At 71.8% G+C, this 13,256-nt stretch carries 11 protein-coding genes; 4 read left to right on the top strand and 7 right to left on the bottom strand.

Annotation, left to right across the window (positions count from 1 at the left end; genetic code table 11):
- Positions 1-46: 46 nt before the first annotated feature.
- Positions 47-448, bottom strand: a complete 402-nt coding sequence (locus ACFYNP_RS35705) for an Mpo1-like protein (protein WP_388791372.1) — start codon at positions 446-448, stop codon at positions 47-49.
- Between the two features lie 187 nt (positions 449-635).
- Positions 636-1,424, bottom strand: coding sequence for a M15 family metallopeptidase (locus ACFYNP_RS35700; RefSeq protein ID WP_388791370.1), 789 nt, complete (start codon positions 1,422-1,424; stop codon positions 636-638).
- A gap of 241 nt (positions 1,425-1,665) precedes the next feature.
- On the opposite strand from ACFYNP_RS35700, the gene ACFYNP_RS35695 reads away from it, so the two are divergent.
- A complete protein-coding gene (locus ACFYNP_RS35695) occupies positions 1,666-2,202 on the top strand; it encodes an NUDIX domain-containing protein (RefSeq protein ID WP_388791412.1) in 537 nt (178 codons plus the stop codon).
- A gap of 95 nt (positions 2,203-2,297) precedes the next feature.
- Here the strand turns inward: ACFYNP_RS35695 and ACFYNP_RS35690 are convergent, their stop codons facing one another.
- Positions 2,298-4,652: a glycoside hydrolase family 31 protein gene (locus ACFYNP_RS35690; protein ID WP_388791369.1), complete on the bottom strand. Its 2,355-nt coding sequence runs from the start codon at positions 4,650-4,652 to the stop codon at positions 2,298-2,300.
- A gap of 217 nt (positions 4,653-4,869) precedes the next feature.
- On the opposite strand from ACFYNP_RS35690, the gene ACFYNP_RS35685 reads away from it, so the two are divergent.
- Entirely contained in the window at positions 4,870-6,858 is a 1,989-nt protein-coding gene (locus ACFYNP_RS35685; RefSeq protein WP_388791368.1) for an acetoacetate--CoA ligase, read from the top strand.
- Positions 6,859-6,916: 58 nt separating this feature from the next.
- Here the strand turns inward: ACFYNP_RS35685 and ACFYNP_RS35680 are convergent, their stop codons facing one another.
- The gene (locus ACFYNP_RS35680; protein WP_388791367.1) at positions 6,917-8,236 is read right to left on the bottom strand and encodes an aminotransferase class I/II-fold pyridoxal phosphate-dependent enzyme; all 1,320 of its coding nucleotides are present in this window, start codon (positions 8,234-8,236) and stop codon (positions 6,917-6,919) included.
- A 45-nt stretch (positions 8,237-8,281) separates the two neighbouring features.
- Here ACFYNP_RS35680 and ACFYNP_RS35675 point away from each other — a divergent pair, with 45 nt between their 5' ends.
- Both ACFYNP_RS35675 and ACFYNP_RS35670 read left to right on the top strand, forming a co-directional pair.
- Positions 8,282-9,556 carry an MFS transporter gene (locus ACFYNP_RS35675; protein WP_388791366.1) on the top strand — a complete coding sequence of 425 codons (1,275 nt, stop codon included), beginning with the start codon at positions 8,282-8,284 and terminating at the stop codon, positions 9,554-9,556.
- A 24-nt stretch (positions 9,557-9,580) separates the two neighbouring features.
- Positions 9,581-10,465, top strand: a complete 885-nt coding sequence (locus tag ACFYNP_RS35670) for a hypothetical protein (RefSeq protein WP_388791365.1) — start codon at positions 9,581-9,583, stop codon at positions 10,463-10,465.
- An 81-nt stretch (positions 10,466-10,546) separates the two neighbouring features.
- Here the strand turns inward: ACFYNP_RS35670 and ptsP are convergent, their stop codons facing one another.
- From ptsP to ACFYNP_RS35655, 3 genes are all read right to left on the bottom strand, one after another.
- Positions 10,547-12,217, bottom strand: a complete 1,671-nt coding sequence (gene ptsP, locus ACFYNP_RS35665) for a phosphoenolpyruvate--protein phosphotransferase (RefSeq protein WP_388791364.1) — start codon at positions 12,215-12,217, stop codon at positions 10,547-10,549.
- An 81-nt stretch (positions 12,218-12,298) separates the two neighbouring features.
- Complete coding sequence (locus ACFYNP_RS35660; protein WP_388420396.1) at positions 12,299-12,748, bottom strand: PTS glucose transporter subunit IIA; 450 nt, start codon at positions 12,746-12,748, stop codon at positions 12,299-12,301.
- Positions 12,749-13,031: 283 nt separating this feature from the next.
- Positions 13,032-13,256 (bottom strand): hypothetical protein (locus ACFYNP_RS35655; RefSeq protein ID WP_388791363.1); only part of this gene is annotated, 225 nt, incomplete at its 5' end.

Here is a 13,256-nt window from a genome sequence, read left to right as displayed (position 1 = left end):
ACGGGCAACCGGAGTTGGGGAGGGGCGGTCGGGTCCGGGTCCCGGATCAGCGGTTCTCGGCCAGCCACTTGGCAGCGGTCTCGCCGAGCTCGCGGTCGCGCCCGGCCAGCATCGTCGCGATCATCTGCCGGTCCCCGCGCAGTGACCAGGCGGGGTGCCCGAAGGTGGCCGGGTTGTTCTTCTCGATGAACCAGTGCGCGGGCCAGGCGGTCCCGTACCCGATGAGTGGGAGAGCGAGCGCGTACCGCTTGCGTCCGCGCGCCAGGCCGTAGGCGCTGAGGGCGAGTCCGGTGAGAGTCCCCGCGAGGTGGACCCAGCGGGTGGCGGCCCGGGAGTGCATCGCCACGTAATAGGGCCAGAACTCGTCGTACGAATCGAACGTCGGCGGTGTGGTGTTCGGCGTCCTGGCCGTCGTCCGCCCTGTCGTCGTGCTCGTCGTCTTGGTCATGCGACCGAACCTAATCGTTCCCCGGAGAACCGGATACGGCTCCTTCGCGTCCGAAAGGACAGAGCGGGCGCCCGGGACCCACGGGGGTGGCCCCGGACGTCCGCTCGCCCCTCAAGCGGAGTCGCCTCGGTGATCATTGGCGCCGGCGGCAGCGGGACGAGCGGCCGCCCCGAACGCACTCCCGTCCTCAGTGGCCGGCCACCGAACGCCGGGCCACCGGGAAGTCGAAGTAGGTGCTGGGGAACGGCTCCGGCTGATAGGTGAAGTGCCACCACTCCTCGGGCAGATTGACGAAGCCCTGCGCCTCCAGGGCGCTCTTGAGGAACTGCCGGTGGGCCCGCTGCGCGCCCTGGACGCGCGGGTCATTGGTGTGCGCCAGGGTGTCGAAACAGTCGAAGCCGGTCCCCATGTCGAGCGAATTGTCGGGAAACCGCTGGCCCTTGGGTGCGTAGCAGGGCACGAGCCGCTGGCCCGGGTGATAGGGGCGGGTGGGCAGCGCGGGCAGCTTCACGATCGTCAGATCCATGGTGCTGCCCCGGCTGTGCCCGGACTTCTCGGCGATGTAGCCGTCCGCGAAGAGTCTCGACTTGTCGACACGGGGATAGAACTCCGCCTTCATCCGCTCGTCGGCCAGGTCCTTGGCCCAGCGCACGAAGTGGTCGACGGCCCGCTGCGGCCGGTAGCAGTCGTACACCTTCAGCGAGTAGCCCTGCCGCAGAAGCTTCAGCTGTGCGCGGTGCAGCGCTTCGGCGGCGGGGCGGGTCAGGATGCACAGCGGCTGCCGGTAGCCGTCGATCGGCTCACCCACGAAGTCGTGCGGGGTGATGTAGCGCATCTCCTGGATGATCGAGGGGTCGACGGTGCGCAGCGCCACGAACTCCTCGGGTGCCTTCGGCTCCGGCACCGCGTACGCGGTGGGGGAGGGCGCGGCGACCGCGAGCAACGCGGCGGCCCCGGCGGCGGCCCCGCGCAGCAATCGCGAGGTTCGCGAGGTTCGCGAGGTTCGCGAGGTTCGCGAGGTTCGCGAGGTTCGCGAGGTCCGGGAGGTCCGCGAGGTCCGCGAGGTCCGGGAGGTCCGGGAGGTCCGCCAGGCCTGCGAGGCCCTGCGCCGGAACGGGGTGCCTCGCCCTTCGGTATGTTGTGTCATGTACACACCCTCTATCAGGTCAACTGGGGTACGGGGAAGGGTGGTCGGTTAGAGTCCGCGCGTGATCGCCATCCCGAAGCAGCCTGTGCCGGACTCCCACTGTGCCGCGTGCGGAGCGTCGTACTCCGCACCGAACGGCGCCTGGCCCCGTTCCTGCGCGGTCTGCGGGACCGTCGCCTACCGCAATCCGCTGCCCGTCGCCATCGCCCTCCTGCCCGTGACCGACGCCCGGGGCACCGGACTCGTCGTCATCACCCGCACCATCGAGCCCCGGCGCGGCGGAAAGGCCCTGCCCGGCGGGTTCATCGACTTCGGCGAGAGCTGGCAGGACGCGGTCGTCCGGGAACTCAAGGAGGAGACCGGCATCGAGGTGCCCGTCGCCGAGGTCCGGCTGGCGGACGCCCTCAGCTCCCCCGAACACGTCCTCCTGTTCGGGCTGCTGCCCCCGCGCCGCGCGGACCGGCTCCCGCCCTCGCGCCCGACCGACGAGAGCGAAGGCTGGGAACTCCTGCGCGAACCGGCCGAGTTGACCTTCCCGCTGCACACCGAGGTTGTCCGCAAATGGTTCGCGGGGGCGTACGAACAGGGGCCGACGCCGCTCGCCTGACGGACCATCAGTACGTCCTGCGCGGGGCACCCGCTCAGCGCACCTCGGGATACCCCGCGCCCCGCACCCGCTCAACGCACCCCCAGGGCACCCGCTCAGCGCACCGCCCCCCGCACCCGCACCGGATGGCCGGCCTCGGTGCCCGATCCGACGTCGACCCGCTCCACCACGACCCGGCCGTGATCGACGCGGGTCGCGAAGCGCTCCACCTTCGCCTGCTCCCAGCCGTCACCCGAGTCCCGCACCACGAGCCCGCCCCCGGTACGCCCCGCGGCCGGCGCCCACACCTCCAGCTCCAGGCCGCCGCCCTCGCCCAGCACCGGGATCACCGAGCCGGCCCGGGCGAGCACCGGGATCCGGGACAGGGGAGCGTTCAGGAGCACCTGCCCGGGCCCGTCGTGGGCCTCCCCGGTCGCCGTGTCGTACCAGCGCCCGCGCGGCAGCCGCACCGCCCGCCGGTCGGCGCCGCGCTCCAGCACCGGGGCCACGAGCAGCGCGTCGCCGAGCAGGAAGGAGTCCTCGCAGTCGCGCAGCGCCCGGTCGCCCGGCGCGCCCCACCACAGGGGGCGGACATAGGGGGCGCCGGTCAGCCGCGCCAAGTGGGCCAGCGTCACGAAGTACGGGTGCAGCCGCTGCCGCTCGGCCAGCGCGGCCCGCGCGCCTTCCAGAACCTTCGGCCCGAACTCCCAGGGCTCGCGCCGCCCGGCCCACTTGGCCGCGTGCGTACGGAACAGCGGTAGCCAGGCGCCGAGTTGGAACCAGCGCAGATACAGCTCGGGCGACGGGCTGCCGGTGAAGCCGCCCACGTCGGGCCCCGAGTAGGGGACCCCACACAGGCCGAGGCCGAGCACCAGGGAGAGCGAGGCGCGCAGGCCCGCCCAGTCGGTCGACACATCGCCCGACCAGGTGCCGCCGTAGCGCTGCATCCCGGCCCAGCCCGAGCGCGAGAAGAGGAACGGCCGCTCGTCGGGGCGCAGCCGGCGCAGGCCCTCGTAGCCGGCGCGGGCCATGCACAGGCCGTACACGTTGTGGGCCTCGCGGTGGTCGCCGCCCCGGCCGTCCAACTCGTGGCGGGCGGACCTGGGCAGCGTCGGATCCCCGAACGGAGCGAAGGCCACGGGCTCGTTCATGTCGTGCCACACCCCGGCGAACCCCTGGTCGAGCCGCTCCTGGTACTGCCCGCCCCACCAGGCGCGGGCCGCCGGAGCCGTGAAGTCCGGATAGGCGCACTCGCCGGGCCACACCTCCCCGCGCACCTCGCGCCCGCGGGCGTCCTGGACGAAGGCCCCGGCGGTGCGCCCGCTCTCGTACAGCGCGCTGCCCGGTTCGGCCCGGACCGCGGGATCGACGATCGAGACCAGCCGCACCCCGTCCTGCGCCAGATCCTTGGCGAGCCGGGGCAGATCGGGGAAGGCGGCGCGGTCGACCGTGAAGACCTGGTGGTCGTCGTAGTGGTCGATGTCCAGGTGCAGCGCCGACAGCGGCAGGCCGCGCTCGGTGTAGCCGCCGACGACGCGCCGCACCTCGCGCTCGGTGCCGAAGCCCCAGCGGGCGTGCTGAGGACCGAGCGCCCAGGACGGCGGCAGGGCGGGTGCGCCGGTCAGCGCAGTCCAGCCCTGGAGCACCCGGGCGGGGGTGCCGGCGACGACCCAGCAGCGCAGCGGGCCGCCATCCATGCGCAGCTCGCTGCCGCCCGGCCGGTCGTGGCCGGACCCGGCGCCCTCCTCGCCCTCGCGCAGCACCACCCGGCCGTCCCAGGTGCTGTCGTAGAACGCCAGGTGGCACCCCGCGTCCGCGATCACCAACTGGACCGGCATCGTGATGTACAGGGGGTCGTCGACGGGGCCGAAACCGCCGCCCGGGTCGGTGTTCCACAGCCGGTACGTACCGTCCCGAAGGCGCGGGCCGCCCGCGCGGCCGCCGAGCCCGAAGAACCGTGCGTCGGCGGCCACTTCGGACCGCTGCAGCCAGCGGGCGGGCCCGCCGCCGACGGGCTCCCACCAGCGCGGCGGCAGTTCCCGGCGCAGCACCACACCGCCCGGCGTGCACACGTCCACCGCGCCGTGCCGCGAGATGACAACGGTGAGCCGCTCCGAGACGATCCGCCAGCCGCCGTCCTTGTCCGGCTCCAGAACGGCCCGCGGATCCGGCTCGGGCACCCGGCCGTCCACGGCGTACGACGGCTCGGGCTCCGCACCGTCCCAGCCCCAGAACACCGCACCGCCCGCCGCGACCCGCACCTCAAGCCGGGAGCGCGCGAAGCGCACCACGCCGCCGCCGGGCCTGGGCTCCGCGGCGATCACGGCACCCGGCACCCGGGCCCGCTCCGGCCCGCGCGCCGGCAGGTCCCGCGCGTCCGCCCGGCGCCGCCGCAGGGCCGAGCGCACCGCCCGCAGCCCCCGCACCGAGCCGACCGCCTTCACCGAGCGCACCAGGTCATCGCCGTTCATGCAGCTCACCCTGCCACCCGGACGGCCCCGCGGGCGGTTCGTTCAACTGCCGTTCACCCGTGGTGGCGCCACATACCCGGGCGGTCGAGTATGGGGAGCACACCCTGGTGCGGAAGACGATCACATGGCATCGTCCCTGTCAGCCGCCTCACGCGCACACCCCTCGCGTGTGCGCGGGACACACGCACATCACGCGTTACAGCCCGGGAGCCGACCCATGACTTCAGCAGCGAACCCCGCTCCGCAGCCCGCGCCCCTGTGGCAGCCGGACTCCGAACGCATCGCCGCCGCGCGGATCACCCGCTTCCAGGCCTGGGCCGCGGAGCGCTACGGCGCACCGGCCGAAGGCGGATACCCGGCTCTCCACCGCTGGTCCGTCGCCGAGCTCGACACCTTCTGGCGGGCCGTCGCCGACTGGTTCGACATCCGCTTCTCCTCCCCGTACACCGCTGTCCTTGCCGATCGAACGATGCCCGGCGCCCAGTGGTTCCCGGGCGGCACGCTGAACTACGCGGAACACGCGCTGCGCACCGCCGAGGACCCCGCCCGGGCCGACGACCCGGCGCTCGTGCACGTCGACGAGACCCACGAGCCGGCCGAGACCAGCTGGTCCGAACTGCGCCGCCAGGTCGGCTCCCTCGCGGCCGAGCTGCGCGCGCTCGGCGTGCGCCCCGGAGACCGGGTGAGCGGCTATCTCCCCAACGTGCCGCAGGCCGTCGTCGCGTTCCTCGCCTCGGCCGCCGTGGGCGCCGTGTGGACGTCCTGCGCCCCCGACTTCGGCGCCCGCAGCGTCCTCGACCGCTTCCAGCAGGTCGAGCCGGTCGTGCTGTTCACGGTCGACGGCTACCGCTACGGCGGCAAGGAACACGACCGCACCGACGTCGTCGCGGAACTGCGTCGCGAACTCCCCACCCTGCGCGCCGTCGTACACATCCCGCTGCTCGGCACCCCGGCCCCCGAGGGAACCCTCGCATGGTCCGCCCTCACCGCGGGCGACGCGGAGCCCGTCTTCGAGCAGGTGCCCTTCGACCATCCCCTGTGGGTGCTCTACTCGTCCGGCACCACCGGCCTGCCCAAGGCGATCGTGCAGTCCCAGGGCGGCATCCTCCTCGAACACTTCAAGCAGCTCGGACTGCACTGCGACCTCGGCCCCGAGGACCGGTTCTTCTGGTACACCTCCACCGGCTGGATGATGTGGAACTTCCTCGTCTCCGGCCTGCTCACCGGCACCACCGTCGTCCTGTACGACGGCAGCCCGGGCTTCCCCGACACGGGCGCGCAGTGGCGGATGGCGGAGCGCACCGGCGCCACCCTGTTCGGGACCTCGGCCGCCTATGTGATGGCCTGCCGCAAGGCCGATGTGCACCCGGGGCGCGACTTCGACCTGTCCCGTGTCAAGGGCGTCGCGACCACCGGCTCGCCGCTGCCGCCCGACGGATTCCGCTGGCTCCACGACGAGGTGCGCGAGGACCTGTGGATCGCCTCGGTCAGCGGCGGCACGGATGTCTGCTCCTGCTTCGCGGGAGCGGTACCGACCCTGCCCGTGCACATCGGTGAACTCCAGGCGCCCTGTCTCGGCACCGACCTCCAGGCCTGGGACGCCCAGGGCCGGCCGGTCGTCGGTCAGGTCGGCGAGCTCGTCGTCACCAACCCCATGCCGTCCATGCCGATCCGCTTCTGGAACGACCCCGACGGCAGCCGCTACCGCGAGAGCTACTTCGACATGTTCCCGGGCGTATGGCGGCACGGCGACTGGATCACCCTGACCGACCACGGCTCGGTGATCATCCACGGCCGCTCGGACTCGACCCTCAACCGCCAGGGCGTGCGCATGGGTTCGGCCGACATCTACGAGGTCGTCGAGCGCCTCCCCGAGGTCCGCGAATCCCTCGTCATCGGACTCGAAGAGCCCGACGGCGGCTACTGGATGCCGCTGTTCGTCCACCTCGCCGAGGGGGCGGTCCTGGACGAGGCACTGCGAACGCGGATCAAGCAGGCGATCCGCGAACAGCTCTCGCCCCGCCACGTCCCCGACGAGATCATCGAGGCCCCCGGCGTCCCGCACACCCTGACGGGCAAGCGCATCGAGGTGCCGGTCAAGCGCCTCCTCCAGGGCGCCGCCCTGGACAAGGCCGTCAACCCCGGTTCGGTCGACAACCTGGAGCTGCTGCGCTTCTACGAGGACATCGCCCGCAAGCGCGGCTGACCAATCCCGTACGCGGCTCGTGGCCGGATCAACTGCCGTACGTGGCTGGTGGCCCGGATCAACCGCCGTACGTGGCCTCGGACTCGCCCAGGACATCGGCGAAGTCCGAGGCCAGGAGCGCGGCCTCCGAGCCGTCCACACCTGCCACCGTGATCCGTACGCCCGGGCCCGAGGCCAGGCGGAACCGAGCCCCGGCCGCCACCCACCAGCCGCGTGTACGAAGGCCGTTGACCACCGCCGACTCGTCCCGCACCGGCACCCAGACATTCATCCCGCTCGCCCCGTGTGCCGGGATCCCGCGCCGGGCGAGCTCCTTGACGAACGCCGTACGCCGCTCCCCGTAGGTCTGCTCCGCTCGCGTCACCAATAGCTGGGCCGACGGATCGTCCATCAGGCTCAGCACGGCCGCCTGCAAGAGATGGCTCACCCAGCCGGAGGTGAGCAGCAATCGTCCGTCGTGCCGTGCCAGCGTCACCGGGTCGCACGCGGCGGCCGCCCACCGCAGATCGGTGCCGAGGTACTTGGTCACGGTCCGGACCTGGGCCCACCGCGAAAGGCCGCCACTGGTAAGGGAGTTGAGGTCGGCGCCCGCGATCTCGGCGGCGTGGTCGTTCTCGATGACCAGCACCTCGGGAAACTGCCGCAGCACCTCGACCAGGGCGTCACGCCGCGCCGCGGAGAAGCGGCCTCCGTACGGATTCTGCGCCCGGGGGCTGCACACCACAGCGCGCGCACCGGCCCGCAGCGCCTCCCTCAACTCCGAGGGCCGCATGCCCTCGTCGTCCACGGCGACCGCCACGATCCGCAGCCCCATCGCCTGGAGCAGGTCGAGCAGATGGTGATAGCCGGGATCCTCCATGGCGACCGCGTCCCCCGGCCGCAGCTCGGTGGTCAGCAGCCGGGCGACGCAGTCGAGCGCGCCGTGCGCGAACGTCACGTGCCCGGCCGGCACTCCGTCCCCGGCGAACCAGGCGCGCACCCGCTCCTCCAGCTCGGGGAGCCGAGGCGTGGAGCGGTGCGAGCGCGGCCCGGTCGAGGGCGCTACGAGCGCCGGCAGGTCCGGCAGGAAGGCCGCGTCGGGATGACCGCCCGCCAAATCCCGCAGCCCGTCGGGCACTTTGGGCGGCCGGCGCGATGCGACGGCCGGCGCCGCGGCCACCACGGTGCCGCCTCGGCCACGGGTGACCACCACACCGCGCTGCCGCAGCTCCTTGTAGGCGGTGGCGACGGTGCCGGGACTCACCGCCAGCTCATCGGCCAGCCTGCGCACGGGCGGAAGCGCGTCCCCGGGACCAAGGCCCCCGTTGGCGACCGCGCGTTCCACGGACGCGGCAATTCCCTTGGCTGTCGTACCAGCGATCGAATATTGTGTTGCCACGTAAGTGAGTATGTATCAATACATAAGTTGGGTCAAGGGGGAGCAATGAGCTGGAGCCGCCGACGGGCCGCACTGTGGGAACGCATCCCGGGAGGCATCGACGGCCGCCGGATGCTCTCCGTCGCCTTCGTCGACCGGACCGGAAGCGGCCTCTGGGAAGCCGTGTCGGTCCTGTACTTCACCTATGTGGCGGGGCTCTCCCTCGCCCAGATCGGCACCCTGGTCGCCGCGTCCGGAGCCGTCGGCATCGCCGGCGCGCCCATCGGCGGCCGCATCGCCGACCGGCTGCCCCTGACCCGCGTCCTGGTCGGCCTCCAAATCGTGCGCGCGGCCGCGGCGTTCGCCCTGCTGACCACCGACCACTTCGCGCTGCTCCTGCTCTTCGCCTCCGTGGGAAGCTTCGGGGACCGCTCCGCGAACGTGCTCACCAAGCTGTACGCGGCCCGCATCGCAGGACCCGAGCGCGTGCGCTACCAGGCCGTGAGCCGTACCGTCGCCAACGCCGGCTGGGCGGCCGGTGGCCTCGCGGCCGCCGGTGCCATCGCCATCGGCTCGGCCTCGGCCTACCAATGGCTCCTCGCGGGCAACGCCCTGTCCTTCCTCGGCTCCGCCCTCATCACCGGGCTCTGCGCCGAACCCGCGACGCCCTCGCGGACGGTCGCCAGGTCCGGGGAGCCCACGGCGGGTCCGAGCCTCACCAACCCGTGGCGCGACCGCCGTTACCTGGCGTTCGTGGCCACCGAAACCGTCCTCTTCCTGGACGACGCCGTCTTCAAGGTCGGCCTGCCGCTCTGGGCCGTACACGCCACCGACGCCCCGCACGGACTCGTCCCGCTCCTCATGGTCATCAACAATGTGATGGTGGTCGGGCTCCAGGTGCCCCTCGCGCGCTTCGGCACCAACACCCCGGCGGCCCGACGGCTGCTGTTCCCGCTCTCCGCGGCCTTCGCCGTCGCGGGCGTGGCCATCGCGGCCTCCGCGACCCCTGGCGCCGGCCCCGCCGCCGTCTTCCTCGTGGCCGCGACCATCGCCTTCACCCTCGCCGAGATCGTCCACGCCACCATCTCCTGGGAACTCTCCATCGCGCTGGCCCCCGTTGAGGCGCAGGGCAGCTACCTCGGAGTGCACGGCCTCGCCCAGTCGGTCCAGCGCAGCGTCGGCCCGCTCGCCGTCACCGCCGCCATCGCGACGGGGCCGGCCGGCTGGATCGCCTTCGGCGCCGGCATCGCGGGAACGTGCCTGGTCCAGCACCGGCTCGTCCGCCCGCCAGCGGCCCGGACGCCACTGTCAGTGGCCTCGGTTACGGTGAGTGAGCATTGATCGACACCGTGCTCAGGGGGAAACATGGCGCACACACACCACATCAAGGCCGTCCGGCGCACACTCCGCCGTGAGATGCCGGGCACCGTCGGCCTCATCGCCGACGCGCGCGACTTCACGGCCATGACGAGATACCGCTCCTTCGTCTTCGACGACCACAGCCGCTACCTCCGTCAGGTCGAAGGACTCCTTCGCTCACTCTCCGCCCAGGGCGCCCACACCACGGTCGCCCTCTTCGACCCGGACGAGTTCACCGAGTTCTGTACGGCGCGGGGCCTGGACCCGGACACAGCGGACAGCCGCACCCGTTTCACCGCCGAACTGGCAGCGGGCGGCGCCTGCGTCGCCTATGCGGGCCAGCCCATCGACAGCCTGGTCCCACAGCTCATCAACAAGGCCGTCCGCAAAGCGACTTGGGAGTACGCGACGCTGCTCCTGGCCGAAGCGGGCGACTGCGCCGAGTGCGGCCAGGACATCGGCCGATCCGCGTTCGACCGGGCCTCCCAGCTCCTGCTGAACCTGCTGGAGGCCGCCGGCCCCGGCCACCACCACCTGGTCTGCAGCATCCCCGCCCAGGAGGAGCAGCTCATCGCCGTCCTCCACGCGGAGCGCCCCGGCTCCGATCCGGTGCGCCTCGACGAGACGGACGCGGCCGAGTTCGTCACCGTCCTCGCCGCCGGCATCGCCCGGGACAGCGCCGGCGGCCTCGTCCTGCGCACGACCGAGCCGGGCAGCCCGGACCGGCTGCACGGATGGCGGCTGCGGCAGGGCCATCTCGATCCGCTGACCGAGGGCGAGGTGTTCAGCGCCTACTGCACCGACGCCGAGACCGGAGAACCCCTCGCCCCCGAACCCGGCGTCGAATACCGCCCGGGATTCCCCGTCGGCCATCCCGATCCCCACCACTGAGAGGCAAGCGAAAGGGGCTCCCCGTGCGCCTCGCGCCGGGAAGCCCCTCCCACATCTCACACCGGTCTCACGACCGTCCGGTCACTCGCCGGACAGAACCGCCTGAGCGGCGTTGCGCGCATCCTCGGCGGTGTCCGCGGCACGGGCCGCGGAAGCCGCACGCTCGCACTGGGCCAGCGTGTACTTCGCCAGCGTCGCGCGCACGTAAGGAATGGAAGCCGCACCCATCGAAAGGCTGGTGACACCGAGCCCGGTCAGGACACAGGCCAGCAGCGGATCGGAGGCGGCCTCACCACACACACCACAGCTCTTGCCCTCGGCCTTGGCGGCCTCGGCGGACAACGAGATCAGGTCGAGCAGAGCGGGCTGCCACGGGTCCTGGAGTCGCGACACCGCGCCCACCTGACGGTCGGCGGCGAAGGCGTACTGCGCCAGGTCATTGGTGCCGAGCGACAGGAACTCGACCTCCTGGAGGATCGAGCGAGCGCGCAGCGCGGCGGAGGGGATCTCCACCATCGCGCCGAACTTCGCCTGAAGCCCCGCTTCCCGGCACGCGTCGGCGAACGCCTTGGCGTCGGTACGGTCGGCCACCATCGGCGCCATGACCTCAAGGTAGACGGGCAGACCCGCGGCGGCCTTGGCCAGCGCGGTCAGCTGCGTCCGCAGCACCTCGGGGTGGTCGAGCAGCGAGCGCAGACCACGCACGCCGAGCGCCGGGTTGGGCTCGTCGGCGGGGGTGAGGAAGTCGAGCGGCTTGTCGGCGCCCGCGTCCAGGACCCGCACCACGACGCGCCCCTCGGGGAACGCCTCAAGCACCTTGCGGTACGCCTCGACCTGCTTCTCCTCCGACGGCGCCTTGGCCGAGTCGTCGAGGAAGAGGAACTCGGTACGGAACAGACCGACGCCCTCGGCGCCCGCCTCGACCGCGGCCGGCACATCGGCGGGACCGCCGACGTTGGCGAGCAGCGGCACCTTGTGCCCGTCCGAGGTGGCACCCGGGCCGGACGAGGCGGACAGCGCCGCCTTGCGCTCGGCCGCGGCCCGCTCAAGCTCGGCCTGCTTCTCGGCACTCGGGTCGACGAAGATCTCACCGGTGCTGCCGTCCACGGCGACCAGCGTGCCCTCGGCCAGCTCACCGGCGCCGGGCAGGGCCACGATCGCGGGCACGCCGAGCGCCCGCGCCAGGATGGCGCTGTGGCTGGTGGGCCCGCCCTCCTCGGTCACGAAGCCGAGCACGAGCGCCGGGTCCAGCAGCGCGGTGTCGGCCGGCGCGAGGTCCCGGGCGATGAGCACGTACGGCTCGTCGCTGTCCGGCACACCCGGCATCGGCACGCCGAGCAGACGTGCCACGATCCGGTTCCGCACGTCGTCGAGGTCGGCGACGCGTCCGGCCATGTACTCACCGGCACCCGCGAGCAGTTCGCGGTAGTGCGAGAACGCGTCGTAGACGGCGCGCTCCGCGGTGCTGCCGACGACGATGCGCCGGTCGACATCGGACATGAGCTCCGGGTCCTGGGCGATCATCGCCTGGGCCTCAAGCACGGCCTGCGCCTCACCGCCGGCCAGATTGCCACGCGCCATCAGGTCGGCGGCCACAGCTTCCACGGCCTGGCGGGCACGCCCCTGTTCGCGCCCGTGGTCCGATGCCGGAATCTGCTTGGCCGGCGGCTCAAGAACCGCCGTGCCCATGTGCCGAACCTCGCCGATCGCCACACCGTGGCTCACGCCGACGCCTCGCAGCGTTGTCTCCATCTCACCCGTCTCCGATAGTCGCGGCGGTCGATGCCGCCGCCGTTGTGGTCTGTCCAGCGCGCCGTCACAGCGGCGCGGGCGTCACTGCCAGCTGAACAGCGCGTCGCCGGCCTTCACATCGCCGCTCTCGACGACATCGGAGAGGGAGTCGGTGGTGGCTTCGAGCGCCACGATGGGACAAATGGGGGACTTGCCGGCGGCCTCGACGGCGGCCGGGTCCCAGCGCACGACCTCCTGGCCGCGCGTCACGGTGTCGCCCTTGTTGACGAGGAGCTCGAAGCCCTCGCCGTTGAGCTGAACGGTGTCGATTCCGAGGTGCGTCAGCACACCGTGGCCCTCGCCGTCGACGACGACGAACGCGTGCGGGTGCAGGGACACAACGACGCCGTCAACAGGCGCCACGGCCGCCGACGGCTCACGTACGGGATCAATAGCGGTGCCGGGGCCCACCATCGCGCCGGAGAAGACGGGGTCGGGCACTGCCGCGAGCCCGATGGCCCGTCCGGCAAGTGGGGACATCACGCTAGTCATGGGGAGCCTCCCAGGGGCGGAGCTTCTAGTGTCGCCGTCACTACCTGTCCTGGACGGCGTACTGTTCAGAAGGGTAAGTCATAAGAAGTCCTAGTTCCGCACGACAGGTACTGGTTGGCGGACCTAGGTGCACACCGGAAACGATTTGCCTCAACTCCCGGTGGCATGTACTGTCGTACTCCTGCCTGACCCCATCACGACACTGTGATTCGACGGTCGGCGGCACCTACCAAGTCCCGATCCTAACCTGAATCTCTGGTTCCGCATGCTCGCGGAGCGGTGGTCAGGAAGACGGAAATGACTTGCTAGAGTTTGAATCGCCGGAAAGGGAAATCCCGAGAGGGAGAACCTGAAAGGCACCGAGGAAATCGGACACGAAAGAGTCTGATAGAGTCGGGAACACGAAATACCGAAGGGAAGCGCCCGGAGGAAAGCCCGAGAGGGTGAGTACAAAGGAAGCGTCCGTTCCTTGAGAACTCAACAGCGTGCCAAAAGTCAACGCCAGATT

The organism is Streptomyces sp. NPDC006691 (assembly GCF_042869955.1).
GTDB lineage: Bacteria > Actinomycetota > Actinomycetes > Streptomycetales > Streptomycetaceae > Streptomyces.
This window is presented reverse-complemented; position numbering and strand designations above follow the sequence as displayed.

Bases quoted from the DNA above. Each gene is read 5' to 3' on its own strand.
- ACFYNP_RS35705 (WP_388791372.1), bottom strand. From the start codon at position 448: ATGACCAAGACGACGAGCACGACGACAGGGCGGACGACGGCCAGGACG.
- ACFYNP_RS35690 (WP_388791369.1), bottom strand. From the start codon at position 4,652: ATGAACGGCGATGACCTGGTGCGCTCGGTGAAGGCGGTCGGCTCGGTG.
- ACFYNP_RS35685 (WP_388791368.1), top strand. From the start codon at position 4,870: ATGACTTCAGCAGCGAACCCCGCTCCGCAGCCCGCGCCCCTGTGGCAG.
- ACFYNP_RS35675 (WP_388791366.1), top strand. From the start codon at position 8,282: ATGAGCTGGAGCCGCCGACGGGCCGCACTGTGGGAACGCATCCCGGGA.
- ACFYNP_RS35670 (WP_388791365.1), top strand. From the start codon at position 9,581: ATGGCGCACACACACCACATCAAGGCCGTCCGGCGCACACTCCGCCGT.
- ptsP (WP_388791364.1), bottom strand. From the start codon at position 12,217: ATGGAGACAACGCTGCGAGGCGTCGGCGTGAGCCACGGTGTGGCGATC.
- ACFYNP_RS35660 (WP_388420396.1), bottom strand. From the start codon at position 12,748: ATGACTAGCGTGATGTCCCCACTTGCCGGACGGGCCATCGGGCTCGCG.